At 50.9% G+C, this 26,326-nt stretch carries 33 protein-coding genes, 1 pseudogene and 1 other annotated feature; of the genes and pseudogenes, 7 read left to right on the top strand and 27 right to left on the bottom strand.

Annotated elements, in window-relative coordinates:
• Positions 1-379: 379 nt before the first annotated feature.
• The 19 genes and pseudogenes from ACLJRS_RS07465 to ACLJRS_RS07555 form a co-directional block, all read right to left on the bottom strand.
• Positions 380-793, bottom strand: a pseudogene (locus ACLJRS_RS07465) (phage tail protein); the annotation flags it as partial.
• A gap of 9 nt (positions 794-802) precedes the next feature.
• The gene (locus ACLJRS_RS07470; protein WP_001001824.1) at positions 803-1,390 is read right to left on the bottom strand and encodes a phage tail protein; all 588 of its coding nucleotides are present in this window, start codon (positions 1,388-1,390) and stop codon (positions 803-805) included.
• Complete coding sequence (locus ACLJRS_RS07475; RefSeq protein ID WP_079960655.1) at positions 1,383-2,567, bottom strand: baseplate J/gp47 family protein; 1,185 nt, start codon at positions 2,565-2,567, stop codon at positions 1,383-1,385. Before ACLJRS_RS07475 ends, ACLJRS_RS07470 begins: the two co-directional genes overlap by 8 nt.
• A complete protein-coding gene (locus ACLJRS_RS07480) occupies positions 2,564-2,893 on the bottom strand; it encodes a DUF2590 family protein (protein ID WP_001002797.1) in 330 nt (109 codons plus the stop codon). Before ACLJRS_RS07480 ends, ACLJRS_RS07475 begins: the two co-directional genes overlap by 4 nt.
• Positions 2,890-4,857 (bottom strand): phage tail tape measure protein, encoded by a 1,968-nt coding sequence (locus tag ACLJRS_RS07485; protein ID WP_079960656.1) that lies wholly within the window; start codon positions 4,855-4,857, stop codon positions 2,890-2,892. The genes ACLJRS_RS07480 and ACLJRS_RS07485 overlap by 4 nt, the downstream gene beginning before the upstream one ends.
• Complete coding sequence (locus ACLJRS_RS07490; protein ID WP_371045435.1) at positions 4,854-5,048, bottom strand: DUF6890 family protein; 195 nt, start codon at positions 5,046-5,048, stop codon at positions 4,854-4,856. Before ACLJRS_RS07490 ends, ACLJRS_RS07485 begins: the two co-directional genes overlap by 4 nt.
• Positions 5,045-5,302 carry a putative phage tail assembly chaperone gene (locus ACLJRS_RS07495; RefSeq protein WP_000411500.1) on the bottom strand — a complete coding sequence of 86 codons (258 nt, stop codon included), beginning with the start codon at positions 5,300-5,302 and terminating at the stop codon, positions 5,045-5,047. Before ACLJRS_RS07495 ends, ACLJRS_RS07490 begins: the two co-directional genes overlap by 4 nt.
• Positions 5,289-5,522 (bottom strand): hypothetical protein, encoded by a 234-nt coding sequence (locus ACLJRS_RS07500; RefSeq protein WP_079960657.1) that lies wholly within the window; start codon positions 5,520-5,522, stop codon positions 5,289-5,291. The genes ACLJRS_RS07495 and ACLJRS_RS07500 overlap by 14 nt, the downstream gene beginning before the upstream one ends.
• On the bottom strand, positions 5,449-5,781 hold the full coding sequence (locus tag ACLJRS_RS07505) for a hypothetical protein (RefSeq protein WP_000376378.1): 333 nt from the start codon (positions 5,779-5,781) through the stop codon (positions 5,449-5,451). The genes ACLJRS_RS07500 and ACLJRS_RS07505 overlap by 74 nt, the downstream gene beginning before the upstream one ends.
• Entirely contained in the window at positions 5,781-6,122 is a 342-nt protein-coding gene (locus ACLJRS_RS07510; RefSeq protein ID WP_000175558.1) for a M15 family metallopeptidase, read from the bottom strand. The genes ACLJRS_RS07505 and ACLJRS_RS07510 overlap by 1 nt, the downstream gene beginning before the upstream one ends.
• Positions 6,119-6,415, bottom strand: a complete 297-nt coding sequence (locus ACLJRS_RS07515) for a phage holin family protein (RefSeq protein ID WP_001154426.1) — start codon at positions 6,413-6,415, stop codon at positions 6,119-6,121. Before ACLJRS_RS07515 ends, ACLJRS_RS07510 begins: the two co-directional genes overlap by 4 nt.
• Before the next feature lie 12 nt (positions 6,416-6,427).
• Complete coding sequence (locus tag ACLJRS_RS07520) at positions 6,428-6,883, bottom strand: phage protein (protein ID WP_000166745.1); 456 nt, start codon at positions 6,881-6,883, stop codon at positions 6,428-6,430.
• Entirely contained in the window at positions 6,880-8,007 is a 1,128-nt protein-coding gene (locus ACLJRS_RS07525) for a DUF2586 domain-containing protein (protein WP_079960658.1), read from the bottom strand. The genes ACLJRS_RS07520 and ACLJRS_RS07525 overlap by 4 nt, the downstream gene beginning before the upstream one ends.
• Positions 8,004-8,708: a hypothetical protein gene (locus tag ACLJRS_RS07530; RefSeq protein ID WP_000606933.1), complete on the bottom strand. Its 705-nt coding sequence runs from the start codon at positions 8,706-8,708 to the stop codon at positions 8,004-8,006. The genes ACLJRS_RS07525 and ACLJRS_RS07530 overlap by 4 nt, the downstream gene beginning before the upstream one ends.
• Positions 8,705-9,187 (bottom strand): phage tail protein, encoded by a 483-nt coding sequence (locus ACLJRS_RS07535; RefSeq protein WP_000080871.1) that lies wholly within the window; start codon positions 9,185-9,187, stop codon positions 8,705-8,707. Before ACLJRS_RS07535 ends, ACLJRS_RS07530 begins: the two co-directional genes overlap by 4 nt.
• The gene (locus tag ACLJRS_RS07540; RefSeq protein WP_000491223.1) at positions 9,184-9,636 is read right to left on the bottom strand and encodes a head completion/stabilization protein; all 453 of its coding nucleotides are present in this window, start codon (positions 9,634-9,636) and stop codon (positions 9,184-9,186) included. The genes ACLJRS_RS07535 and ACLJRS_RS07540 overlap by 4 nt, the downstream gene beginning before the upstream one ends.
• Before the next feature lie 98 nt (positions 9,637-9,734).
• Positions 9,735-10,433, bottom strand: a complete 699-nt coding sequence (gpM, locus tag ACLJRS_RS07545) for a phage terminase small subunit (protein ID WP_001177276.1) — start codon at positions 10,431-10,433, stop codon at positions 9,735-9,737.
• An 11-nt stretch (positions 10,434-10,444) separates the two neighbouring features.
• A complete protein-coding gene (locus ACLJRS_RS07550; protein ID WP_001176503.1) occupies positions 10,445-11,473 on the bottom strand; it encodes a phage major capsid protein, P2 family in 1,029 nt (342 codons plus the stop codon).
• 34 nt (positions 11,474-11,507) lie between these two features.
• A complete protein-coding gene (locus ACLJRS_RS07555) occupies positions 11,508-12,344 on the bottom strand; it encodes a capsid scaffolding protein (RefSeq protein ID WP_023375469.1) in 837 nt (278 codons plus the stop codon).
• Between the two features lie 210 nt (positions 12,345-12,554).
• On the opposite strand from ACLJRS_RS07555, the gene ACLJRS_RS07560 reads away from it, so the two are divergent.
• The 3 genes from ACLJRS_RS07560 to ACLJRS_RS07570 are packed head-to-tail and all read left to right on the top strand — an operon-like array spanning position 12,555 to position 15,678.
• On the top strand, positions 12,555-14,339 hold the full coding sequence (locus tag ACLJRS_RS07560) for a terminase large subunit domain-containing protein (protein ID WP_054175274.1): 1,785 nt from the start codon (positions 12,555-12,557) through the stop codon (positions 14,337-14,339).
• Positions 14,336-15,355, top strand: coding sequence for a phage portal protein (locus ACLJRS_RS07565; protein ID WP_023210894.1), 1,020 nt, complete (start codon positions 14,336-14,338; stop codon positions 15,353-15,355). Before ACLJRS_RS07560 ends, ACLJRS_RS07565 begins: the two co-directional genes overlap by 4 nt.
• A gap of 53 nt (positions 15,356-15,408) precedes the next feature.
• A complete protein-coding gene (locus ACLJRS_RS07570) occupies positions 15,409-15,678 on the top strand; it encodes an ogr/Delta-like zinc finger family protein (RefSeq protein WP_001264830.1) in 270 nt (89 codons plus the stop codon).
• Positions 15,679-15,705: 27 nt separating this feature from the next.
• Here ACLJRS_RS07570 and ACLJRS_RS07575 read toward each other — a convergent pair whose 3' ends face one another.
• From ACLJRS_RS07575 to ACLJRS_RS07595, 5 genes are read right to left on the bottom strand one after another with little or no spacing between them, the layout of a single operon-like run.
• A complete protein-coding gene (locus ACLJRS_RS07575) occupies positions 15,706-18,363 on the bottom strand; it encodes a toprim domain-containing protein (RefSeq protein ID WP_079960660.1) in 2,658 nt (885 codons plus the stop codon).
• Between the two features lie 38 nt (positions 18,364-18,401).
• Positions 18,402-18,620: a hypothetical protein gene (locus ACLJRS_RS07580; RefSeq protein ID WP_076009995.1), complete on the bottom strand. Its 219-nt coding sequence runs from the start codon at positions 18,618-18,620 to the stop codon at positions 18,402-18,404.
• Between the two features lie 2 nt (positions 18,621-18,622).
• Positions 18,623-19,192, bottom strand: a complete 570-nt coding sequence (locus ACLJRS_RS07585; RefSeq protein ID WP_079960661.1) for a 3'-5' exonuclease — start codon at positions 19,190-19,192, stop codon at positions 18,623-18,625.
• A 9-nt stretch (positions 19,193-19,201) separates the two neighbouring features.
• Complete coding sequence (locus ACLJRS_RS07590; protein ID WP_079960662.1) at positions 19,202-19,534, bottom strand: hypothetical protein; 333 nt, start codon at positions 19,532-19,534, stop codon at positions 19,202-19,204.
• Between the two features lie 25 nt (positions 19,535-19,559).
• Positions 19,560-19,898: a Cox family DNA-binding protein gene (locus ACLJRS_RS07595; RefSeq protein WP_000661531.1), complete on the bottom strand. Its 339-nt coding sequence runs from the start codon at positions 19,896-19,898 to the stop codon at positions 19,560-19,562.
• 97 nt (positions 19,899-19,995) lie between these two features.
• On the opposite strand from ACLJRS_RS07595, the gene ACLJRS_RS07600 reads away from it, so the two are divergent.
• From ACLJRS_RS07600 to pheA, 4 genes are all read left to right on the top strand, one after another.
• Entirely contained in the window at positions 19,996-20,301 is a 306-nt protein-coding gene (locus ACLJRS_RS07600) for a helix-turn-helix domain-containing protein (RefSeq protein WP_000185337.1), read from the top strand.
• Positions 20,302-20,367: 66 nt separating this feature from the next.
• Entirely contained in the window at positions 20,368-21,360 is a 993-nt protein-coding gene (locus ACLJRS_RS07605) for a tyrosine-type recombinase/integrase (RefSeq protein ID WP_024132356.1), read from the top strand.
• Positions 21,361-21,522: 162 nt separating this feature from the next.
• Positions 21,523-21,648 (top strand) — a sequence feature (Phe leader region).
• Positions 21,524-21,571, top strand: coding sequence for a pheA operon leader peptide PheL (gene pheL, locus ACLJRS_RS07610; protein ID WP_010989056.1), 48 nt, complete (start codon positions 21,524-21,526; stop codon positions 21,569-21,571). Its footprint overlaps the feature before it by 48 nt.
• 22 nt (positions 21,649-21,670) lie before the next feature.
• Positions 21,671-22,831, top strand: coding sequence for a bifunctional chorismate mutase/prephenate dehydratase (pheA, locus tag ACLJRS_RS07615; RefSeq protein ID WP_000200077.1), 1,161 nt, complete (start codon positions 21,671-21,673; stop codon positions 22,829-22,831).
• Here pheA and ACLJRS_RS07620 read toward each other — a convergent pair.
• The 3 genes from ACLJRS_RS07620 to aroF are packed head-to-tail and all read right to left on the bottom strand — an operon-like array spanning position 22,792 to position 25,959.
• Positions 22,792-23,700 (bottom strand): SMP-30/gluconolactonase/LRE family protein, encoded by a 909-nt coding sequence (locus ACLJRS_RS07620; RefSeq protein WP_000210984.1) that lies wholly within the window; start codon positions 23,698-23,700, stop codon positions 22,792-22,794. The genes pheA and ACLJRS_RS07620 overlap by 40 nt on opposite strands.
• Before the next feature lie 57 nt (positions 23,701-23,757).
• Positions 23,758-24,879, bottom strand: coding sequence for a bifunctional chorismate mutase/prephenate dehydrogenase (gene tyrA, locus ACLJRS_RS07625; RefSeq protein ID WP_000225188.1), 1,122 nt, complete (start codon positions 24,877-24,879; stop codon positions 23,758-23,760).
• A gap of 9 nt (positions 24,880-24,888) precedes the next feature.
• Complete coding sequence (gene aroF / locus ACLJRS_RS07630; protein WP_001168062.1) at positions 24,889-25,959, bottom strand: 3-deoxy-7-phosphoheptulonate synthase AroF; 1,071 nt, start codon at positions 25,957-25,959, stop codon at positions 24,889-24,891.
• Positions 25,960-26,326: the final 367 nt, after the last annotated feature.

Below are 26,326 nucleotides of genomic sequence, written 5' to 3' on the forward strand. Positions count from 1 at the left end.
CAATACCCGCCACCGCAAACACATAATGCTGTACGCCGTTCTGCACATAATCCGCCAGGTTGTCAGCAACCGTAATACGGGACTGCACACCCCACACGCTGGTAAGCGTTCCTGTCCAGCATACATCCAGCCAGACTTTGACCGGCCTGGTTGTCACGGTAATATTCAGGTTTTCTGCAAGCGTTGTGCGCAGCCCTGCCACATAGCCGGTACCTTTGGTCACATAAAACTGATTCCCGCTTTTCCCGACCAGATAGCCGTCACCAAAAAACGCCGCCGCCCCGAAGATGTCGATATTTTCCAGGCGCTGGCGCTCGTCCATTCCGGCCATACGTGCGGTAAAGTCAATCTGCCAGGTCTCAGCAGGCGTATTAATTCCGGTTTCAGCCTGTGCGCCGTTATATTCCATCAGAAACGAGCGCGTAAGCACGTTCCCCTGTTGCCCTTCAGCTGTTTTAAGTTTTTGCTGTAATGGCGCATGAACAATCATTGCCAGCGTACCGCTGGCTTTATTCAGCAATCCAATCCAGTTAAAGGAAAAATCCCCCACGTCCGCCCCCAGTACGACGGAATGCACCACGGCGTTGTCATTCACCACACCCTTACGGCTGACGGCCTGCCGGTGAACAATCTGTTCAGCCGGTGGCAGGGTTTCATTGCGGTCAACCGGCTGATCCGGATCAAGTCCCGGTACGCTGGCGAACACAAATTCATCCAGCAGGACAGGCTCCCCCGTGGCACCCTGTTGCGCTTTCCACTGTTCAAATGCCAGTGTAATTGTTGTCTGTGACATATAATCCCCTTATAACCCTGCGCTGTACGTTGCGCTGCTGGTTTCCGTACCGCTCAGTGCTGCCGGATAAACCACATATTCCCCCTGATCCCATCCCGCCCGGATAGTCAGCCGTTCAGACGTGATCACTTCAAACTGGTAACGGCGGCATGTCCGCCCGTACTGCCGGATAATCTGGATCATCAGCTGCGTGTTAGTCGCAATCTGGCTGTCCGTGACGCGAACCTGAATCACATCCCAGTCAATTCCCGGCTGGCGCTCCATCAGTTCAACGTACCCGATCCCCAGTCGCTCAAAGATACTGATAAATCCCTCAACAGAACCGGCGTCACGCGCATTCACGAAGGCATACGCCACACGCCTGCGGAACAGTTCCAGCGGCTCCCCGTCAAAGCGGGAAATGTCCCGGTCATACGCCAGCAGGTTAAGTAACGCCGGTGTACAGGTCAGCGGATCAAACTGGTTCAGTGGCCACGTCACCCAGCCGTACACTTCCGCCCAGAACCGACGCGCCGTTTGCAGCAGTTTTCGCGGCTCGCCCCTGTCCATCCAGGAGGGAAGTACCATTCCGGCCAGTTTTTTCATGAACTCATTCATTCTCAATACTCACCACAAGCGATTTCAGGCGCGGCACATTCAGCTCACTGGCAATGTCATCCAGCGAAAAATTCAGCGATTCCGTTACCGGAAAATTTTTATGGATTTCGCGCCCCAGCTGCGAGAAGGAGAACCGTGAATACGGCCACGTCCTTCTGACGTCATAGTCCGTATTTTCCCGGAAGGCGCACCGGATCAGGTTTTCAATACCGTCCTTCAGGCGCTTCTGTTCATCATCACTGATGTTGTTCAGGTTCCTGACCCAGACAGTGACCGCCAGATCGTGCAGGGTTTCCGGCATGGCATAACACTGCATATCGTCCCCGTGGCCGTGATGCCCCTGCGTGTTGATATAGTCATTCACGGCATCCACAAACGGCGCAGAAGCCACGCCGCTGTCCAGCAATAAATAGGCGTTGGCTGTCCCCGGCCCCCTCGGTGCTTCGTGCTCAAAGAAAATCCGGTCAATGCTCAGTCCGGCAACACCGGCAATCATCGACCGGTACACCGCGTCCGTGTGGTAGTTGCCCACCAGGTTAAACTGGTTACGGCAACGCTCACGCAGCTCATCATCGCTTTCCTCATCCGCGCCCGGTACGGTCAGCCAGTTTTCTTCACTGGCCACATGGCTGATGCCGTCCACGGCCACCGGCAGAATGCGGTAATATCCCGGCGCAAGGTTATATGCGCCGCCCGTTCCCGTTGCCTTTACCGGCAGCAGTGCGCTGGCGGTACCGGAGGCAATCACCACATCTTCCGTGATGGCCAGTTCATACACCCTGCCGTTAATACGTTCTGTCTGTATCACCGTTCCGGCCTTCACCGTCACCACGGCGCTGGCGTCTTCCTTGTAAAAACGGATAACGCCCTGTGCAGCGCTGGCGGGCTTCGGCGTGATATTCACCGCCCATGCCAGCAGCCGTAACATGCTTCCGGTGGCCGTGGCCACAAACATATTGGCCAGTACGGTGGAGATCAGAACCTCCTTCAGCCACATCACCGGCGCGGTTACAATGGCCGTGACCAGTCGCCAGAACGGAGACATACGGGAGGTATTCGTGATAATTCCCTCCTCCGTCGCAATGGCATTAAAGCGATCGCGAATCTCTTCTTCCGTCACCGGCATACCGCTGGCTTTCACCACCTCTTCAAAGTCAACCTGTGGCTTTTCCGTCATAAATCCACCTGTACCGATATTCCGCCGAAGTCATAAGTACTGGCCGTGATCCACAACCGTGTCCGGCTTTCTTCACCGATTTCCACTGTTCCCGGAACGATACGTTCATCATCCTCAATCAGTAATTCCATACGGGTAAAAATATCTGCCCGCATGGTCGGGCTTCTCTCGGCAATTAATTCCGTTGCCAGACCGCTTTCAATAATGGAATGAATAATGTCCTGCCCGATACTTTTACGATTATTACATAATTCAGGTTCATTACCGGTATTCAGGACAAAGTCATTCCCCTGAATTAATAAATCAACATACAGGATTTCATTCATACGCCCAGCTCCTGAAACTCCATTAACTGACCCGGCGTTATCATTTCTTTTGGATAGATATTGACAGTATTAATTTTCCGGCTGTTATCCGTCACAGACATTGAGTTATTACTGACAGATTTACTGATACCACCTTTATCAATTCCTTTTAATTCTCCACCAGTAGAAAGCGTATTTGTTGTCAGTGCCGGAGGTGACTCGTTAGCCAGCGAAATATTGACACCGGGTATTTTATTCAACTTTTCTACAATCCAGTTCCATGATTTCAGGAAGCTACCTTTAACGGACTGCCAGATATTATCAAACATGGATACAATACCACCGGCCATCCCGCTTAATGCCTGTGAAGGTGAAAATCCCGTCAGCAGATTAATAAAGCCGTTCCAGCCGTCCTTAATCCATTGCCATGCCGTCGAGAACACATCGGCAAGCCATTCGACAACGCCAGCCACAGCGGTAAACGCTGCCGTATTCATCACCGCCGCCTGTACATCGTCCCAGTGTTTAATCAGCAGATAACACCCTGCTGCCAGCAGGCCAATCGCACCAATAACCAGCAGAACCGGCCAGCTCATCAGATTTATGCCAATTCCGGCCATAATTGCCGCCATACGAACCGCAAGAAGCGTACCACGCAGAAATTTAAGCGTCAGATTCCATGCCGCTACAGCTTTTGAGGCAATCCAGACGGTGGCGGTGTATATCTTCGTGACTGAAGTCAGTGTCTTCCAGAGAGCAATCGCACCCAGCTTAATAAGTTTTGAGACGCCCAGAACGATGTTAGCTATTGCGCCGGCAGCAGCAAACCCCAACAACGCCATAGCCGCATAACCGATAACACGCGCAATGTTGGGAAACAACTGCATCCAGCGGGCAAAGGTCTGTCCCATATCAGCCAGGCGGTTCAGCACCGGATACAGAACGGGGATCAACGTCAGTCCAATGACGGTCTGAACAGACTTAAGGATCTGTACAAAGCGATCCCACGGTTTCACCAGTTTGCCGGCCATCTCCTGTGTACGCTTCAGCCCGTCAGAACCGCCCAGCTCAGTGATGTTACGTTGCAGTAAGGCCACATTGCCGTACAGGTGTTTCACCACCGCCGAACTGTCACCAAATGCCGCATCCAGCTCCGCCTGTGCTTTCAGGTTCCCTTCCAGACTTTTGCCATACTTGCCCTGTAACTTGATCAGCATTTCAGGCATGGACAGCATTTTGCCGGTGGCATCCGTAAAGGACAGCCCCAGCTTTTTACCGCCCTCAATGGCTCCGGTCATGAAGCCTTCGTAAGCGCTGCTGGCTTCCGTTCCCAGCGTGCGGTTAAGCTGCCCCAGTACGGCCAGCTGTTCATCCAGTCCGACGCCGTAGTTGGTACCAACGCCCCGCGCCCCTTCCATCAGGTCTTTGATAGTGCCCATTTCGGTACCGAAGACCTTGCGCATATACACCATTTTTCCGGCCAGCTGCTCAGCGAACTGAACCTTGCCCAGACGCTCCGCATCAGCGGAAAAGTTACCGAACATCTGCCCCATAAATTCCGCCGTTTCGGCAGATGTGGATCTCAGGGCAAATGCCAGGGTATTAGCAACTTTTGTCACTTTCGGCAGCTCATTACCGGCGAGGCCGGCAATGGAGGCATTAATATTTTCTGTGGACTTAACAAACTCCACCGCGCTGGCACCGTAGGTCATACTGAACCGCAGCGCATCACGCTGGACAGCCTTTAAAGCCTGATCATCAATCCCTTTTGCCGCAGCGTCATTCAGTGCGTCATACATCTCAATAGCCGGCGATAACGCCCCTTTGATGGCCATCCCTGTGCCGGCTAAAGCCAGCGCACCGCCCCCAATCTGCGTAAAGGCCGCTTTCGATTTTTCCGCAAAGCCTGTGACACTGCTCTGCACCTGCTTTAACGGGCGCGTCAGTTTATCAATCAGGCTTAATGTAAAATCTAACTGTTTCATCCTGAACCTTTAAATGCGGTGCTTATTCCGTTAGCAACCGCTATGCGCGTATTTTCCCAGTGGCGATTATCCAGCCAGATAGCGGCGGAAATATCATCCACGGAATCCTGACCGTGCGGTAAATAATGACGCCGTAAAATCAGATATTGTTCGAGTCCGTTCTGTTCGATTGACCGGACTCGCTTTGTCAGTTTTTTACTTCAATTTCCAGTTCTGGCGCATAAAGCTCATTGATTTTCCCTGCAAGTTGAAGCGCTGCCCCCGGACGTTTCAGAATATCTTCCAGCGCTTCTTTACACTCTGGTACAACAATACGCATAAGATAACTATGGGCTGGAGCCACTTTATTATCCATCGCCATTTCATTGATGAATTTATTATAAGCCGTCTGATTTGGTTCAAACGTAATTTCTTTCTTACATACAACCAGATTAATTTTTTCCATAAATAATATTCTCTCTTAAATTAATTTCATCAACCAGCGTGTTATGACGTGCAGCACACTGCCCGTATAACTCCAGATAAAGTGTCAGTAATTCCGCCGCATCTTTTCCCTGCGTGCCATTCAGGCGCGGCAGCTGCGTGGCACATTTAGTTTTCAGGTTTTCCTGATAACGTACGTTCGGTACTGGTGACGGCGTCATTGTACATGCGGACAAAGTCATCAGACAGGCACACGTTAGTAAACACCGGTTTAACCACCTCCGTACGAATTTCACGCGGCGGCGCATTTTTCAAAGCCTCCAGTTGTTCTTCCAGTTTTCGCCCGGATTCACTGGCCACGCTCGCCAGCGTTTCCCCGGTAGCGCTGGCTGACCGGCTGATGGCCAGATCGATACTGTCACGCTGCCAGTTAGCCGCCTTCCAGCCTGCCCAGAAGGCCAGAACAACCGTCACAAGCCAGCCCGCTACCACACGATCCATCAGCGAACCCCGTCATGTTCCAGACTGAAATGATTGCCGTCCGGCCTGGATTTGAAGCGCCCGCCCCAGCTGCCGCCCAGTGACTCCCAGTATTCGCCCAGCGGCAGGTAATCCTCTGTGCGGGTCTGGTACTGGCCGTTAACAAACAGGTTAAAATCCACCGCCAGACGCCGGGTATGCAGACTGTTGGTAATACCGCTACCCTTTTTAGCGTTCAGCGCCGCCTGTTCCGGCGTGCGGTAAGCCTCCCCGAACGTCAGCCGGTAGCCGTGTTCTTCTGCCCAGTGGATCAGATTTGCCACCATAATGGTAAACAACTGTTGTTTTTCGCTCAGTGTCACTTTGTCACCCCCTTGCCCAAAATTCCGGCAAATCCACGTTTACGTAACCATGCTTCCACCACGTTTTGTCCCAGAATCCCCAGACCAGAACCAAATCCCAGCAATGCCAGCGGATGAATATTTGGTACAAAGTAAAGAGCAACGCCGGCAATAACAGATAACCCGGCCCCGACAATGACACGGCCGGCCACCAGACGAAGGGTAATCGGCTCGTCACTGTTAAGTAGTTTCCCCAGTGCAATCAGCCCCCCCATAACCACAAGGGCAATAAATCCCTTTTCATAGTCCTGCATCCCTGCTGCCCCTTATCCAATCAGGTTTTCCGTGGCCTCCGCTTCCAGATACGGAACGCCGTTGATGTTGACGAACTTCGGACTGGTCACGAAGTATTTAATTTTATGGGTGGACACGCTGCTGCCCTTCGGATCAACATCCAGTACACTATTGAGCTGGAGCTTATTACCGAAGGTTTCCACCTTCATTTCTTCGCTGCCGGCTTTGGCGTAAAAAAGGAAGTCCACAGGGGGAATGCCCCGCCATGAACCGGCTGAACGGGCTTTGGCCGTCAGTACCTGAAGCACTTTTGAACTGACTTCAATTTCACCCTCTGCGGCCACATCGCCGTCGACATAGCCGTCAGGTACACCGCGTGTCTGAGCTGCGGCGCTGTTGTCGGTGATATCCAGCGAAATTTTTTCAATATGGATCAGGTCGCCGTCCACGTAGACGTCAAAGGACATCCCTGAAATACGTTTGGTCATGCGCTGGCCTCCAGACTCGCATCCAGTAACAGACTGATGGTGATTTGCAGTGGTACTTCATACGTACGCACCACAATGTAGATATCCACCGCCTTTTTGTTCTTCCAGACAATGGTCACGTCACCGTCCTGCGGTGGCTTCACTTCGCCCGGAAATGACACACCGTTAATGCTGACCGCCGTGGACATTTCACGCAGCGGACGGGCAAACAGCGTCTGGTGTGCGGCAATGCTTCCCGGTGTACTGTTCAGGGAGCGATCGGCAATCTTACCGATAGCCAGCAGACGGACACGACGAGCGGCCTTGTCCACAATACGCAGCGTCTCAATGGACTGATAATCACCTCCTTCCACATCCAGCGTGCGACCGTCAGCCCAGTAAAAGCCGTCATAGTCCGGATACCACATCGGCACGCTGTAGCGCTGTGCCTCCAGCGCCTGAAGGGTAGCCAGCCCCAGCGTTGCCCCTGCCCCATCTTTCGGCAGTTCATCGCTGCCCAGATTCAGTAACGGCCCGGTTTTTACCCGCGCCGGACTGTCAGCGATGGTAACAGCGCGATTACAGAGGCGACCGGCCAGAACACCCGGTTCATTCCCCCAGAGACGCGGAACCAGCTGCACCGCTTTTTCAGCAATACCCTGCTGAAGGGTGGACAGACGTTTCAGATAATCCGCCTGTGATTCATCCTCCTGCATACCCTGTACGGCCAGAATGAACCACACCCAGCGACCGTATTTTGCAATCAGTTCGGATCGCAACGTTGCCGCCTGGTTAATCTGCTCTTTTGCAGCCACATCATCCGACAGCACCACACCTTCCACCGAACAGGAAACCTGTGCAGCTTTGACGGCATCAACCCACGCCCCTGACTCACTGTCAGCGGCCAGCACATGGATGAACCCCCACCAGTTCTGCCCGGCGTTCGCCAGTGCAGCCAGTACATCACTTTTTAACGGACTGTTTCCCTCACCCAGTAGCGCGTTAAAGTCACTCTGTGCATTAACAGCCAGAGTTTTTCCCACATTTTTGGTACCCGTACCGATAAACAGCAACGTGCGTTCCACCTCTTTGGTTTCACCCAGTAACTGGTTTACCTGGTTAACGGTTACGATTGGCCAGGTCATGCTCTCCCCCTGATATCCTGCGCGTTAACATCCCAGCCGAACCCGATAGCCTGAAGCTGTCGTGCCAGCGATCTGTTAAAATCATCCTGACCTATCCCCAGAAACGCCCTGGCAGGTAAATCAATCTGCCAGGATGTTTTGACCGGTTTGTCCTCCAGTATCCGGATAAGCAAACCTGCCTGTCTGGCGGTCATTTTTTCCTGTATTTCCTTATAACCGGGCTTACGCCAGCGCTTGCCGCGCCTGACTTTATACCCGGCCTTACGCAGACGTTTCGCCTGTCGCAGTGATGCAGGTTTATCCCCCTGCTCACGGCCTTCCACCTGCCTGCGGTTGACGGTTACGCTCATGCCATTCTGCTGGACATAACCCACCACGCCGGCAGGCAGATTTCCCTTCGCATTCCGGTAATGGCCACCAGCCAGATACAACCTGACGGAATCCGTTTCCGGCATTTCACGGATGCGGATAAGTTTCGGCATATTGCGCAACATCTTGCCTTTACGCCGGGTCTGTCTCCCCTGCCACTTATCCCCCTCCGGTGACTGCTGGTTGCGCACATTGCGCTTTGCTGCGGCTTCCACGCCGTATTTCGCCATGCGCCACAACAGCCGGCGACGTCTGGCAGGAGGCAAATCCAGCTTTTTCAGCGCCTCCTGTAGCTGGCGGAACTGTTCCTGGTTCAGTTCGCCATTTATCATCCATCCCCCTCATTGACGGGGATCACCGTCACCTCATCCGCCGTCCAGACTTCGGGGTTTGCCAGCTTCCAGCGCTGGCCATCAAACGGGATCTGACCTTTGGGATCGGGGATCAGATTCAGTTCCTCCACCATTGGCAGCGTCACCACCATAATGGCGGTTTCCTGGTCGATGGTTTCGATATCAAATTCAGGTAATTCGGCATCAATGCCGGTTTCCTCAAAGAGCGCCCGCTCATCCTGACAAAGCCACGACATAAATAACGCCATCAGAATTTTGGGATCGTACTCACGGTAGGGATAACGCTCCCACGTCAGCACGGCGTTATAACGAATGATGGCAATGCGATACTGCCCCAGCCCGGTGTCACGCTGTGCCGGGATGAATGCGATTTCATCCATCTGGCTGTCAAATCCCTGCATTGCCCGTCTGGGCATGTTCGCAATGAGAAAATCCGTTAATTCGGTAAGCTGGCTCATATCATGGCCACCGTGATGCGTTTCAGCCCTTTGATACGCCGTACCGCCAGCGTGGATTCCGCTATCAGACTGGAGCGGGTTTCATCGCTTTCCTGCCCAGGATGGCTTTCACGGCGCCCAACAGACGCAAATTCGCCCATCAGGTCAGCTTTGGCGCGGGCAAAAACAGCCTTGCGGTAACGGGCGCACAACAGATTTTCACCGTCAATCTCAACGCCCGGAACGTCCGCCGCGCTTGCATGGCCACTGAGGCGACAATCCGCCACTACCCTGACCAGATCATCATTGATTTCACCGGCTGCGGTCAGCAGCGCCTGACGGATGGTGGCTGCGTCGATATCGGCAGGAATAGCACGCTGGGACTGAAAATCCTTCACGCTCAGGTCTGGCCAGAAGCCATCATTAGTCAGAATGGCATCATCAAAATCAATTGCAGTTCCGCTGAACATCCTGTTCCTCCGGAAAAAAGCGGGCTGGCCGGTTTCCACGGGCGATACGCTGATGCGCTCCCCTCCACCGCGCCCGCTTTCGGGTCGGTAGCCTGTGATTACTTATCCAGCGCCCGCAGACGTGCAGCAATGCGCTGCAACATCGTGCCGACACCACATTTAGGGTCGAATCCCTTCGCCTGCTCCAGCAAATCCTTCGCCCGGAGCAATACATCCCTGTCTTCCGTTGCCGCTGCGCGTGGCTCTCCGTTCTCATCGCGTAGCAGGTGCAGACCGGCAAATTTCACATATTTGGCCTTGATGACCTCATACACATTCCAGTGCTGCATAACGTTTCCCAGCGTGCGGCTGAAATACGGCTCCACATCCTGCCCCTGTGCGGCTTCCGTCTCCGCCCAGGCCAGTACCGTATCGGCCACAAACACCGGGAACGCACTGCCGAACGCGGCCGGGGTTTCCTGCCCCCGTTCGATGGCCACATCCGCCCAGTCCAGCGCCTGATCGAACTGGCCGGTATCAAACAGCCAGATGACACACCAGGCAAAAACGGGATTCTGATGCATGCTGTCACTTTCCAGCCAGGTTTGTGCGGTCGGCATCCAGCGGGGCAACAGCACATCACGCTTGAACTCCATGCGCTCCGCACGGTTGCTAATCGCTGCGGCCGCTGCCACATCCTTTTCCAGTGCCGCAATCTGGACGTGCAGACTGGTTTCACTGTCGAGAGATTGTTGCTGACGCAGCAGCCGTTCTGCTGCAATACGCGCGCTGTGTCGCTGTGCCGGTGACAACTGCATTATTTCCCCCGTTATGCGCCTGCTGACGGTGCAGCCGTTGCCCCAATCGTTACCGCGCTTTCGTCAAATGCGGCATACAGTTCCGGATATTCCACGGCATAGCCTTCATTACGCAGGTATTTGTTTTCATACTGCTTGCGATCTTCCACAAACTCCGCTTTACGCTGACGCGTACCGCGCTGGGTGTAGATATGCAGGTTAGGCAGTGTGGTAACAATCATGCGCTTGCCTGGCATAAACGGAGGAACATAAGCCGTACGGCCGGCGATACTGTCAGACAGCAGCTGTGCCGCAATCTTTTCAGTGGGTTTATCAGCTTTCTGATACAGACGGAACGACTCCGCCGCCACCAGGTCAGCACCTACCAGAACCACCAGACGCGGATCATTACGGTACTGTGCCGGAATTTTGGCATTGATAAGATCGGATGCCATCGCATCCAGCGACACGTAATCACCTTTACCGTCACCGTCCAGCACAACCTTATCAGTGATGATCTGCTGGCCATCCTTCCACTCTTTAACGATTTGATGCCAGCCCTTGTTCACATCCTCGCCGTTCGGGTTGGTTTCCGCATTTGTGGTTTCTGCCACTTTGGTACCATTAAACCCGATACGCAGCATATCCAGCGCAAACGCCTGATTGGTGAACTCCTGGACACGCTGGAAAAACTCGTTTTCATCGCCGGCATTCGCCCAGACAGAAAGCAACTGCCAGGTCAGTGCGGCACACGAATCTGTTTCGACCAGCCTGTAATCATTGCCGCTGACGCCCACTTTTTTACGGAAACGGCCATCCAGCACACGCCCGGTATACAGGCCAGAACTGCCAACCGGAACCACCTGCCCCTGTAACTGATCCACATCAGCAACCGTCAACAGATTCAGGAAAGATGACTCCTCCAGTAGCGCATTACGCATCTGGGTTTCTTTCGGATCTGACAGCGCAAACCAGCGGTCGTCATCGGTCGCACCGTAGGATTCACGCAGACCATTGTGATACTGGCGCAGAAACTCACGGGCTTTCGCATTTAATTGCATATTCTTTTTCCTTAAAGAAAAGTTGTGTTATCCCTTACAGGAAATTGAAGCCTTTTTTGCCCTTGCTGAATTTTTTATCCGGCAACTGGGTAACTTTGCTGTTCAGCTTGCTGAAGTTTTTCACCAGTTCTGGCAGATTCCCTACCAGGCGCGCAAAATCTTCGGTATCCACCACTTCCTTAACGGTGTCCACATCTTCCTGGACATCAGATACCGCTTCTTCCGCCTCACCCAAACGGGTTTCAATGGCAGATACACGCTTATCAATCGCATCCAGCGCTTCAGCGAGCGCCTGTAAAGCATCAGGCTGTGATGTTTCCTGCTCCGCGGTCGCTTCTGGTTCTTCAATACTGAAAAAATGGCGCCAGCCTTTTTTCGCTTTAGACATTCCCTTTTCCTTTTTAAATTCCCTGACTTCATCAAACGCCAGCGGCTTATACGGGCCGATGCGTTTTCCTTTGGTGCGGCTGAAACGTAGCCGTGTGGTGCTCACTCCTGCCGGGCTGTCAGTGACTGCCAGCCCTTCCAGATAGGTTTTACCGGTGTTCCGGAAATTACCGTCCGGTGTGAATTCCGGCGACAAAAATAAAAGTTGCCCGTTGGCGTTCGCCTGAAGTAACGAAATACCAGGACATAAACGAGCATATAAACGCAAAATACCTTCATCATCACGTTCAGCTTTTAATTCCAGCACCTCCCCCATATTCCCGAAATTACGGGAATGCTCCGGCCATAACAGCGCCGTATACAAAGAGGGGTCGTATAATTCAGCGGCATCCAGTAGCCATTGCTCTTCAATAGCCCGCTTATCCACCGTTTCACCCGCAGTAGCGATACAAATCCAGTTTGTTGCCAGTTGTGAAGCTGACATATTGCCTCCCTTCCTGCTGCGGTTTTCAGTATCGCCAATAAAATTAGCCTCCGCATTCACTTCATTCCGGAATAATTCGGTTATGTCGCTTATCCGTATATCCACGAAATTATTTTCAAAAAAGAAAACCAAATTGCTGAATAATTCATACATACCACTGTTTCCGGATTTAACCGAAAAGACAGTACTGACATAAAGGCAAGGAAGCCAATGGCGAAATACAGTGAAGAATTAAAAGGCGTTGCACGGGCACTCTATTTAAAACGATATACTCCGCAGGAAATTGCCGATGAACTTAATCTGCCTAACAGACGTATCGTCTATTACTGGGCGGAGAAATATTGCTGGGCGGAATTACTCAGTCATGAATCAACAGAAGACGCATTAAACCGCCGTATTCAGTCACTGACATTACGTGAAGGGAAATCGGAACTGGAGCTGCGGGAGCTGGACAGCCTCGTGTCTCACCTGGTGAAACTCCGTGCACAGCATAATAAGCATCAGGAAAAGCTGGCAGAAATTAAACACAGTGAAAGTGATGCGCCGGCGTCCCGCCAGTCCTGTGGCGACGAAAAGCCCCGGAAACGCGGCAAATACAAAAAGAACGATATCAGCCATTTAACCCAGGAGGATTTTGACCGTTTCGCGCTGGAGCACCTTTTCGGCTACCAGAAACACCTTCGCGACAATCTTCATCAGCAAATCAGGAACATCCTGAAAAGCCGCCAGATTGGCGCAACCTGGTATTTCTCAATAGAAGCGTTTGAGAATGCGGTTATGACAGGTGATCCACAAATCTTCCTGTCCGCCTCAAAAGCCCAGGCTGAAGTATTCCGCAGCTATATCGTCAACATTGCGGAGCAGTATTTCGGCGTGGAGCTGACCGGCAATACCATCCGTTTGTCCAACGGCGCGGAGCTGCGCTTCCTGTCAACCAACAAGAACACCGCCCAGTCATACAGTGGCCATCTGTACTGTGATGAATATTTCTGGGTACCCAACTTTGCAAAATTAAACGAAGTGGCCAGCGCAATGGCCACACACGACAAATGGCGCACCACTTACTTTTCCACACCCAGCAGCAAAACACACCAGGCGTACCCGTTCTGGACAGGCGAAGAGTGGAAGCGCGGCGACAAAAAACGCGCACGCGTGGCGTTCCCAACAGAGAAGGAGCTGCGTGACGGCGGACGGTTATGTCCTGATGGCCAGTGGCGCTACATCATCACGCTGGAAGACGCGATCGCAGGCGGGTTTAACCTGGCCAGCATCGATAAGCTGCGCAACCGCTACAACCGCGACACCTTCAACATGCTGTACATGTGCGTGTTCGTGGACAGCAAGGACAGCGTATTTTCGTTCTCCCACGTCGAACGTTGCTGTGTTGATCCGGATATCTGGGAGGATCATGACGAAAACCTGCCACGACCATTCGGCAATCGTGAAGTGTGGGCAGGCTATGACCCTGCACGCAGCGGGGACACATCCACCTTCGTGATTATCGCGCCGCCGATCGTGGCTGGCGAAAAATTTCGCGTGCTGCGCGTATTCCACTGGCAGGGAATGAACTGGAAATGGCAGGCGGCACAAATTAAGAAGCTGTTTGGTCAGTACAACATGACCTACATCGGCATTGATATTACCGGTCTGGGGAGTGGTGTCTTTGAGGATGTGCAGCATTTTGCCATGCGTCAGGCGGTGGCTATCCGCTACGGCGTGGAAACGAAAAACCGCCTGGTGATGAAGATGATTGACGTTATCGAAGACAACCGCGTGGAATGGGATAAGGAGAAGACGGAAATCGCCGCCAGCTTTATGACCATCCGCAGAACATCCACGGCCAGCGGTAACGCCATGACGTTTGTTGCCGACCGTACAGCTGAAACCGGCCACGCTGACAGCTTCTGGGCTATCGCCCATGCCATTGACAACGAACCATTAAACTTTGAAAACCAGCGAAAATCACGCTGGGGCAACTTAGGGAAAGCAGCATGAAAAAACGGAAATACAGGGAACGCCGCACCGTTACCAGACAGCGCCATATGAGCCTTATCACGCTGGGTAAGCCAGAACCCATTCTGACAACCGGCACGAACTATACAGACGTCTGGTATGACAATGAGGCGGAACACTGGACGCTCCCGATTGACCGGCTGGCGCTGGCGCAACTGGTAAACCTGAACGCGCAGCACGGTGGCGTGCTGTATGCCCGCCGCAATATGGTGACAGCAAATTATGATGGCGGTGGCCTGACGCATGAGCAACTGGGCGCGGCCGTGTTTGACTGGCTGACGTTCGGTGATGTGGCCATTCTCAAGGTACGTAACGGCTGGGGGGATGTAATCGCACTTTACCCGCTGCCGGCACTCTATACCCGCCAGCGTAAGACCGGGGAATTTGTTGTACTACAGCAGGGTGAACCGGTAATTTATCCGCCTGAAGATATTATTTTTCTCAGGCAGTACGACCCGCAACAGGCCATTTATGGTCTTCCGGATTACATCAGCGGCATCCACTCCGCCATGCTCAACGGTGAAGCCACGATTTTTCGCCGGCGTTACTACCACAACGGTGGTCACACGGGCGGCATGATTTATTGCAACGACCCGAATATGACCGACGAAGTGGAAGAAGAAATCATTCAGAAGCTGGAGCAGTCGAAGGGGATCGGGAACTTCAGCACCATGTTTGTGAACATCCCCAAAGGCGATCCGGATGGCATTAAATTTATCCCGATTGGCGATATCAGCGCCAAAGATGAGTTTCAGAACATCAAAAGCATCAGCGCCCAGGACGTGCTGACCGCGCATCGTTTTCCGGCAGGTCTGGCAGGGATTATCCCCACCAACGGAGCTATAATGGGCGATATTGAGAAAGCGGCTAAAACATACCGTAAAGCGGAGATTTTACCCATTCAGCGTATGTTCAGCGCCGCAGTGGCGCAGGAAAGTGATGTACCGCCCCACCTGTATCTTAATTTCCTGAAAGACAGTGAGCTGGAAGGTGATTAATGTCCAGAAAAAGGCTAAAATATCAGCGTTTTCAGATTAACGGAGCGAGGGATATGCGGGTACTGAAAGTAAAATGTCCGGAGTGCGGGGCAAAAGCGGTTATCAGAAAAACCAATCCCAAACACCCCCATATTTCAGATATTTACTGCGCCTGTACGGATGTGGAGTGCGGACATACATTTGTACTGAATCTGACATTCTCCCACACACTCAGCCCCAGTGCGAAGACAGGCGATATGATGTTACAGACCATCATTAATTCATTCTCACCAGAACAGAAGCAAATGACGCTGGATTTATTAAAAGCCAGTCTGGCCGCATAACACATGGCACCGCACACGGTGCCTTTTTTATTTCTCTCGACCAAATATCCAGCACCGGAAGGTCTCAGGCATTCTGGACATATCCCCTTTACCGCGATTATGACGCTCACTTACTGCGCTGCGTGTGGTTCCCTGCCTGATGAAACGGCGTTCATTACCGTTTTTAAGCAGCTTTTTGATTTCCGTTAAGGTAAAAGGTATGCGCTGCCGGTGTGCAGCGGCGACTTCCTCCATGTGGTTAAAATTAACCGCTATTTCATTCTCATCAGACGAATGATTGATGCCATAAGGTGCCAGTTCATCCAGGTAATCAAACAACTCCCAGAACTCCTGAACCATAGGATGATCCTTTTTAAGTGCCTGGCAGCGTTCCACGGCCAGTGCAGTGATAGCCGTACGGGTTTTTTCTATGCGCTCAACCGGCAACGGTACAACAATCGCGAGCGCATCCAGCAGACCAGCCAGCTGCGCGTGATTTTTTGCAATACGAATATGGCGAATATCCGCATCAGACTCCAGTTCATTACGGGCGCGTTCGTAACTCCTGCTGAACGTATCCATAATTTCTTTTTCACGCATGGCCGCCAGTAACGTGAATCCGGACACCCGACTGACAGGGATTTGTTCAAGCCGCTCTGCGGCATGTCGCGTCTGAATGGACTGGCCACGTTTGTCAGTGTAGATATGGATAATACGCTCCAGAAACGCCTTACTGCCGTCTGTATCTGCGTTCTGTGCGATAACAATACTTCCCCTGAATGGCGGTTCATATGTCTCGTTATTGTTGGATTTGATGCCTACTGCGCGGGAAGCCCGACCATTATACAGTGATTTCAGTTCATCCCAGTCAAAAGCACGCTGTTTCGCGTTGTCCGTGGTGCGATCACCTTCAATTAGCACCACCGGCAGGTTACTTACCTGAGCAAAGTTACGCCCGCGCGCTGCGGCCGTCGATTTAGATGGATCAAAACCTTCATATTCTTCACGGCCAGCGAGTTTCCAAAGGAACTCAATAAGCGTTGATTTACCCGTTCCGGGTTCGCCGACAATCTCCAGAAACGGAAATGACTTGTCACGTTCGCGGATTTGTTCAGCAAAGAGTGACCCCAGCCAGAACGCCAGCGCCACATATCCCTTTTCACCGAACGCCGTCCAGATATCGTCAATCCAGCCTGTGGTAAATTCATCCAGCTTTGGATTCAGATCCAGTACAGGCGTAAGACTCAGGCTTTTTACGCTTGCATGGTTAATTTCGAAATAATCCTCGTCATTCATTTCATACAGCCGGCCATCGCAAACGGCCACACGATTAAACAACCACGCTGAATAATCCTTGTTGTAACCAATAAAATTCTGCGTTTTAACCTCTTTGATTTCGGGAAGACGCATCTGAATAAACTTATCCAGCTGTTTGGTACTTCCGGTATACACAGCCCCTTTGGCAATATGCAACAAGCGCTTTTTGAACTCGGCGGAGCTGGTAAGCTGATTTGCTGTGAAGGTGTCTTTCACAGCCGGTCTGTTTGGCATATTCACCTTCACGTAATACCAGGACTCGTCCGTGGGTTCAGAACGCTGGAAATACAGGGGAGTCAGCCAGCAGTTGGCAATTTCCGTGATACATCCGGACTCTTTAACAGCTTTTTCTCTGGCCTCCCATTCCTGTATGACTTCGGTTCCGGTATTGGTAATACGATCCAGTGCGCGTGTGTACCGGTCAAGATCCAGCTCAAACCAGTACATACGTGAGCCATACTCAAAATAAAACGAATGCCATTCATTATGTTGATGCATAAGAATGGCTTTTTCAGTCGGGCTTTTCGCCAGCAGGAGATCGCCATAATAGCGGTAATTTTTTATGTCTGATTTACTGAAACGGTCACGTAGCAGCAAATCATTCCAGTCCAGGCAAGACGATGATTTCACCGGCTGCGCGGCGCGCGTTTTCCAGCCGGCTGCATCACTGCGCGCAGCAAAAGCCAGTGTGTGTTTTGTACCGGCCTTATCACCATCAAACGCCCATACAAGGCGCGGGCGTGGTTTTTCACCCAATTCTTTGGCCAGTGTATCCAGCGCGGCCAGCGGATAATTATTGCTGCTCAGTGTTGCCACCGCAGTTAAACCAGCCTGACAAAGACTCAGTGCATTGAAAATGCCCTCGGTGATCCAGATTTCGTTCACTTCCAGCAGGTTAATAAAAGGCGGTACCCACCAGTGACCAACATAGCTTCCTTTGATATTCGCTTTTTGTTTTCCGAAGCGCTGCGGCTGGTCAATGATACGTTCCCACATGGCACCACATGACAACTTAAACCGGACAGTGGCAGAGCCCATACCATCCTTCACAAATGCGCCCTGGGTAAAACTGCCTTTCAGTGGTTCCGTATTCAGTCCTCTGGCCTCACGCAGATAGGCTTCTGCCGCCGCATGTGGGGTTTCGGGCGTGTCCTGATAACGCCTAGACCAGTCTTCAAAAATATCCGAATACAGCTCTTTAACAACGACCTGATGACCGCAGTTATTTTCACGGCCACATTTCAGAATCCAGGGTTTCTCAATACTGGTAAATAACTCGCGTTTATGACAGGCAGGGCATATGCCCTGCTGCAAATATTTATCTTTTTCTTTAAATTCAAAGTCACGGACAAGGCGGCGCACAACGTCCCGTTGTATCGTAGCGTTCATATATAATCCAGATATGAATAGTGAAAGAAAGGCAAAAATTATATTTTATACTGTTTGTTATATCGCTCATGCGTCATTAATTCCCAGTCCCTGCCCTTATTCTTACTAAGCAGACGCCAGCGATAGGAGACATGAACAGAAAAATAATGATTCGGCTTAATAACCTGATAAACCTTTTTGCCGTTGTAATATTCAGTCAGCACTGAAAATGCCTTGTTAATGACACTTTCACTCGCATGAGAGGTCACTGTCAGCATAATTATTTCACACTGGCTATTTTCATGAGGTACGTCCAGACATAAGAAACAATTTTTGCCTGATGGATAGCATCATATAAAGCGTGATGTTTGACGCCTTCAAACTTAATAATATTATTAATGTTCAGTCCCAGATCTTTAGCCAGTGCACTTACTGTTCTTACATCACGATCATTCCAGTAATTCCACATCGGGCTTAACAAGCCGACCTTATTTGCAGCATGACGAAGAATAACGTTGTCGAATGACGATCCATTACCCCAGACCTGTAAATGATGTGCATCAGTGAGTTCACAGATAAAATGGAAAAGGTCAGATATGGCGGTATCCAGCGGACAATTCGCATCATTAATAATCTCGCTCTTTGCTTCGATGGACTGACGCAGCCACCACAACACGGTATCTGCGCCCATCGTGCAGTCGTAATCAACGCTACTTGTAAGACTGATACGACGATAGAATGTTTCCCCCATTTCACCCGTTTCCGGATTAAACAGAACAGCACCGATAGCAGTAATTGCAGCGGTTGGTTTATTATCCATTGTCTCAAGGTCAATCATTAAATGTTTCATGGTATTTCCTTAACGTTTAACGGCGGTAAGTTGTACAGCAGATTTATTATTTTTTACAGTGCATGAAGCGAGTGAAATGAGGCCTGGAATATTATCATCAACCGGAATACTCCCATTAAAAGCCATCATAGTAATTTCGTGAAGTTCACAATAATCCTCAAATTCATTATTAAACCTGGCCATTAAAGACATACCTTCGAGACACTTCGCCAGTTTTAAATTTAGCTCCATTAACTGGATACCATCGCTATGAACAGAGAATGACTCCTTCTCAATAGCACTTGCCTGTTCGCGATAGGTACGTAACAGGCTACGAATAAGCGTGGCGTATTTCGCTTTCATAGTGAATCCCGAATAAATTAAAAAATTATTTTTTACTATGGCTTGTTGTTTTACTCGTCGTAAAAACTCGCTTAGCCCACTCTTTAAAGATTCCTGGTTCAGATGTAAATAAGCGGTTTTTCCAGTTATGCCACTCAGGCGGTGCAGACTGCGCAAGGTAAGCTGCGTAATCATCCCATTCGCCACGATGAATATAAATTTCTCCCCCTTTTTTCGAGGGGTTATCAGGATCTTTCATGCGTACAACTGGCAACTTATTAGCAGAAGCCATTTTTCGGATCGCAGACGGTGTTTTACCTATGTAGGTAGCAAAAAGTTCTGGTGTCACCAGTAATGAAATCTCATTTTCGGATAGCTCTTTCATCTGTGTTATCCTCCGTCAGTTTGGGTTCTTAGGGCGCTTTAATCCGCTCTAGGGTGTATTTGTATGTCACATCTGACAAGCAAAGGATATGTCACATATGACCAACTCGTCAAGTGCAGGAAAGAAAATCCAATTAATTAGGAAGGCGGAGGGATTAAGTAGAAGTCAACTATCTGAAATAATAGGAATTTCCTACAACACTTTAACTAATTACGAAGTGAAAGGCATACAGATGACTGAAGGCAACCTCATGTTGTTCACTCAGCATCCAAGATTTGAAAAATATACGCTTTGGTTAATGACAGGCAAAACAGCACCGGCAGCGGGACAGGTCGCGCCGTCTCTCTCCCCTGATGGGCAAGACGACAAAAAATCATCCCACTCCACCCAGAAGGCTGGTTAATTGTCTGTTTTATATACGCATTAGCACATAATTTACATAATGATTCAGATGTCGGAGGGCTTCGCTATGTCGATTAAGAAGCTCGATGATGGTCGTTATGAAGTGGACGTAAGACCGCGCGGAACTTCAGGAAAGAGGATTCGCCGAAAATTCAACAGGAAGTCAGAAGCTCAGACATATGAAAAATATGTTTTGACAAACTTCCACGATAAAGAGTGGCAGGATAAACCAGCAGACAGAAGACTTTTGTCTGATTTGATCGCGCTATGGTGGAGTTACCACGGTAAAAACCATAATTACGGTGACTCATACAAAAAACGGCTAGAAAAGATTAACCGTGAAATGGGCGAACCCAGAGTTTACGAACTGACCCGTAATTTTTTAATGAAGTATCGTGCAAGCAGGCTACATGATGGTGTGTCTGCCGGAACGGTAAACAGGGACTTTTGTACTATGTCCAGCATGTTTAGGCTGCTGATTGATATGGAGGAGTTTCATCATGAAAACCCATTTCACAAGGTGCGTAAACTACGCCTGGAAAACACTGAAATGTCCTTCCTGTCAGAAGAGGAGATCCGGGACTTATTAATGGCACTCACTGGTGATGATCGTAGGGTTGTCGTGTTATGCCTAAATACAGGGGCGCGATGGGGCGAAGCCAGTAATCTGAAAGCAGAACACGTTATCAGTAATCGTGTAACTTTCGTCAAGACTAAAACTGGCCCGGCCCGGACAGTTCCAATTTCACAAGAGATAGCTGACTACATCCTTACGCGCAAATCAGGAAAGTTGTTTGACACTAACTATGAACGAGTTCGCGATGTACTCCGTAAGGTAAAACCCGACCTGCCAAGAGGACAAGCGCTTCATGTGTTACGACATACTTTTGCTACTCATTTCATGATTAACGGTGGAAACATTATCACGCTACAGCGAATCCTGGGGCATACAACTATTGAGCAAACAATGACGTATGCTCACTTCGCCCCGGACTATTTATCCGATGCTATACGGTTTAACCCTATGCGCGGGAGTGTCCAGATAATGTCCACCAACTAAGGCACTTTAGGGGTAATTAGGGCTGATAAGGCGCTCATAACTGATTGATTTAAATAAGAGCGTCTTATTTAATAAGTATTTCAATCGCACCTTCGGGCGCGTTTTTTGTTGACAGGATTAAAACAGTACGGGTACTGTACTTACGTACACAAAGGAAACAGTTATGAAGCTAACCCGGTTTTTCTTCGCATTCTTTTTTATCTTCCCCTGACCGGGAGGCGTTTCGTCATGTGATAAAGAATGCGAAGACGAACAAGAAGGCCTCCCCCACCGGGAGGCCTTTTTTATTGATAACAAAAAAGGCAACACTATGACATCGGAAAACCCATTACTGGCGCTGCGAGATAAAATCAGCGCTTTAGACGAAGAGTTACTGGCCTTACTGGCAAAACGACGCGCGCTGGCGATTGAAGTGGGACAAGCAAAACTACTGTCGCATCGTCCGGTTCGGGATATCGATCGTGAACGCGCGCTGCTGGACAGACTCATCCATCTCGGTAAAGCCCACCATCTCGACGCACACTACATTACCCGTCTGTTCCAGCTTATCATTGAAGACTCCGTGCTTACTCAGCAGGCGCTGCTGCAACAACATCTGAATAATACTCACCCTCATTCGGCACGTATTGCGTTTCTTGGGCCGAAAGGCTCCTATTCTCATCTCGCGGCGCGCCAGTATGCTGCACGCCATTTTGAGCAATTTATTGAGAGCGGCTGCGCAAAATTCGCCGATATTTTTCATCAGGTCGAAACCGGCCAGGCCGATTACGCCGTGGTTCCGATAGAGAACACCAGCTCCGGCGCTATCAACGATGTGTACGACTTATTGCAACACACCAGTCTGTCGATTGTCGGTGAGATGACTGTCACTATCGATCACTGCGTGCTGGTTTCCGGCGCTACAGATCTGAATACCATCGAAACGGTGTACAGCCATCCGCAGCCGTTTCAGCAGTGCAGTAAATTTTTGAGCCGCTATCCGCACTGGAAAATCGACTATACCGAGAGTACGTCGGCAGCGATGGAAAAAGTCGCGCAGGCAAACTCTCCGCGCGTCGCGGCGCTCGGCAGCGAGGCAGGCGGCATGTTGCACGGTTTACAGGTGCTGGAACGCATTGCCGCAAACCAGACGCAGAATATCACCCGCTTTCTGGTACTGGCGCGCAAAGCCATCAACGTTTCCGATCAGGTTCCGGCAAAAACCACTCTGTTAATCGCCACCGGGCAGCAAGCTGGCGCGCTGGTCGAAGCGCTGCTGGTGCTGCGTAACCACAATCTCATCATGACGAAACTGGAGTCGCGCCCCATTCACGGCAATCCGTGGGAAGAGATGTTTTATCTCGATATTCAGGCGAACCTGGAGTCGCAGGTAATGCAAAGCGCGCTAAAAGAGCTGGGCGAGATCACGCGCTCAATGAAAGTGCTTGGCTGCTATCCCAGCGAAAACGTCGTGCCGGTAGAACCTGCCTGACGTTCAATAAAACGGCTTTTCTTCATCCCTGCGACGGCTACCTGCAGGGTGAAGATGGCGCCGGAGAGCGGATAATCCGCCACTTCCTGAGCAGACATATTTTCTCTGGTAGTTGTAATAAACAGCGTTTTCATATCTGCGCCGCCAAAGCAAACCATCGTCGGACAACGTACCGGCAACCGGTACTCTTCCAGCTGCTCTCCTTGCGGTGAGAAACGCGCCACGCGCCAGCCGTCAAACATCGCGCTCCAGTAGCACCCTTCGCTATCCATCGCCGCGCCGTCGGGAAGTCCTTCTCCTTCGCCAAAATGGCGAAAAAGTTCACGCTTGCCCGGATCGCCATGCTTATCAAGTAACGTGCGGTATATCACGCCATTCGGCGTATCGGAGGTATACATCCACTGGTTATCCGGGCTGAACGCCAGGCCGTTGTGTCCCTGGATATCGCACTGGATCACTTTTGCCGTCAGGTCATGATCGATCCGCATCAGCAACGCGCCATTATAGTCACCTGGCGCCCAGAACGTTCCGGCATAAAAACGTCCATCGCCATCAGTGCCGCCATCGTTGAAACGCGCCAGTTTCGTATTAGAGGGATTGTCGCAAACCTTACGCTGCAATAATCCATTTTTATCGGCCAGCCAGATAGCATGACGCATGGCCACAATAAATCCGCCCTGCTCACGCAAGGCAAAACAGCCCACCTCTTCCGGAAACGCCAGCACGCTATGCGTCCCGCTCGCCGGATGGTAACGATGGATCTCCTGTTCCAGGATATCGGTCCAATACAGCGCGCTTTCATCCTCGCTCCATGTGGGGCATTCTGGTAAATGTCCGGCATAATCAAATAAAACGTGCGGCGTAGTCATAACGGTTCCTTAAACGAAAAAAGCCAGCAAAGCTGGCTTTTAGTATAGATGTCATCATTATGGTCGGCTGTCATTCGCCTGACGCAATAACACACGGCTTTCATTCTGGAAGCGTCTGGCATAATCGCCAAACCAGTGTTCAACTTTGCGAAAACTGTCGATAAAAGCCTGCTTATCACCTTGTTCCAGTAACCCGATCGCATCGCCAAAACGTTTATAGTAACGCTTGATAAGCGCCAGATTGCGCTCCGACGACATAATAATGTCCGCATACAGCTGCGGGTCCTGGGCGAACAGACGCCCGACCATCGCCAGCTCCAGTCGATAAATCGGCGATGATAGCGCCAGAAGCTGCTCAAGCTGGACGTTCTCTTCCGCCAGATGCAGCCCATAAGCGAAGGTAGCAAAATGGCGCAACGCCTGGATAAAAGCCATGTTCTGATCGTGCTCGACAGCGCTAATTCTGTGCAACCGAGCGCCCCACACCTGGATTTGCTCAAGGAACCACTGATACGCTTCCGGTTGACGCCCGTCACACCAGACCACCACCTGCTTCGCCAGGCTCCCGCTGTCCGGGCCAAACATCGGATGCAAGCCCAACACGGGGCCATCATGGGCCGCCAACATTGCCTGTAACGGATCGCTTTTCACCGATGCCAGATCGACCAGAATACAGTCGGACGGCAGGGGCGGCAGTTGCGCTATGACCTGTTCAGTAACATGAATCGGCACGCTGACGATCACCATTCCGGCATCGGCGACAATGTCCCTGGCGCGCGGCCAGTCCTGCTGTTCCAGAATACGGACCTGATAGCCCGACAGCGTGAGCATTTTTTCAAACAGACGCCCCATCTGTCCGCCGCCGCCCACAATGACGACCGGACGCAGAGAAGGACAAAGCGTTTTGAACCCCTTATCATTTTCGCTGGAGTAAGATTCACGCATTACCCGGCGCAGGACATCTTCAATGAGATCGGGCGGGACACCGATCGCTTCTGCTTCCGCCCGTCGTGAAGCCAGCATAGAGGCCTCACGCTCCGGCACGTAAATAGGCAGGCCAAAACGGCTTTTCACCTCGCCGACTTTGGCAACCAGTTCCAGGCGCTTAGCCAGTAAATTCAACAACGCTTTATCGACATCATCTATTTGATCGCGTAACGCGGTCAATTCAGCAACCATAACAACCTCTTATGCGACGCGCACCGCCAGCTGGCCGCTCAAATCTTTATGAATTTCACGTAACAGGGCATCGGTCATCTCCCAGCTAATACAAGCATCGGTGACGGAAACGCCATACTTCATTTCGCTGCGCGGCTGTTCGGAAGACTGATTACCCTCATGAATATTACTTTCAATCATTAAGCCAATGATTGAACGATTGCCATCTTTAATCTGCGCAACCACAGATTCGGCAACGGCTGGCTGGCGGCGATAATCTTTATTGGAGTTACCATGACTGCAATCTACCATCAGCGAAGGACGTAGTCCCGCCTGTTCCATCTCTTTTTCACACTGAGCGACATCTGCCGGGCTATAGTTTGGCGCTTTGCCGCCACGCAGAATTACATGGCCATGCGGATTTCCCTGGGTTTGCAATAACGCAACCTGACCGGCCTGGTTAATGCCAACAAAACGATGAGGTTGCGCAGCGGCGCGCATGGCGTTAATCGCTGTCGCCAGGCTGCCATCCGTGCCGTTTTTAAAGCCGACCGGCATAGAAAGACCAGACGCCATTTCGCGGTGGGTTTGCGATTCGGTTGTGCGCGCGCCTATCGCCGACCAGCTAAACAGATCGCCCAGGTATTGCGGGCTGTTCGGATCCAACGCTTCGGTCGCCAATGGCAACCCCATATTCACCAGTTCCACCAGTAGCTGACGCGCTATTTTCAACCCGGCTTCCACATCAAATGAGCCATCCATGTGAGGATCGTTAATCAGCCCTTTCCAGCCGACGGTAGTCCGCGGCTTTTCAAAATAGACGCGCATTACCAGATAGAGGCTATCGCTGACCTCTGCGGCAAGGGCTTTAAATCGACGGGCATATTCCAGAGCGGTTTCAGGATCGTGAATAGAACAAGGACCGCATACCACCAACAGACGCGGATCGCGCCCGGCAATAATGTCAGAAATGATTCCCCGGGACTGCGCTATCTGCGCTTCCTGCGCCAGGCTCAAGGGAAAGGCCGCTTTAAGCTGCTCCGGCGTCATTAATACCTGTTCATCGGTGATACGTACGTTATTCAGCGCGTCTTTTTGCATGATGGCGATCCTGTCTTTTCTTGTTTGCGATAGTTGATCCTCCACGAGGATGTTTAAACCATACCACAAAAAGTAAAGATTTCAATCCATATTACGTAAAATAAACTTTACACCATGCACAATCGTCGATTAAACCCCCTCATTTCGTATCAAAAACTTTACACAACAAGTGAATTATTTTATTCCCAGCCTCAGAAAAGCGGTAAAATGAGCGATGCTCGCTATTTTTTGATTATTTTTTCTCCGCACACATATTTTTACTTTCTGATATAGGGTGATTAATACCATTATCACAAGAATTTAATATCAGGGATATCACTTAAATTATTCATATTATCAATAAGACATAATGACGATATGGCAAAAT

This window comes from Salmonella sp. SAL00670 (assembly GCF_046552235.1).
Lineage (GTDB): Bacteria > Pseudomonadota > Gammaproteobacteria > Enterobacterales > Enterobacteriaceae > Salmonella > Salmonella enterica.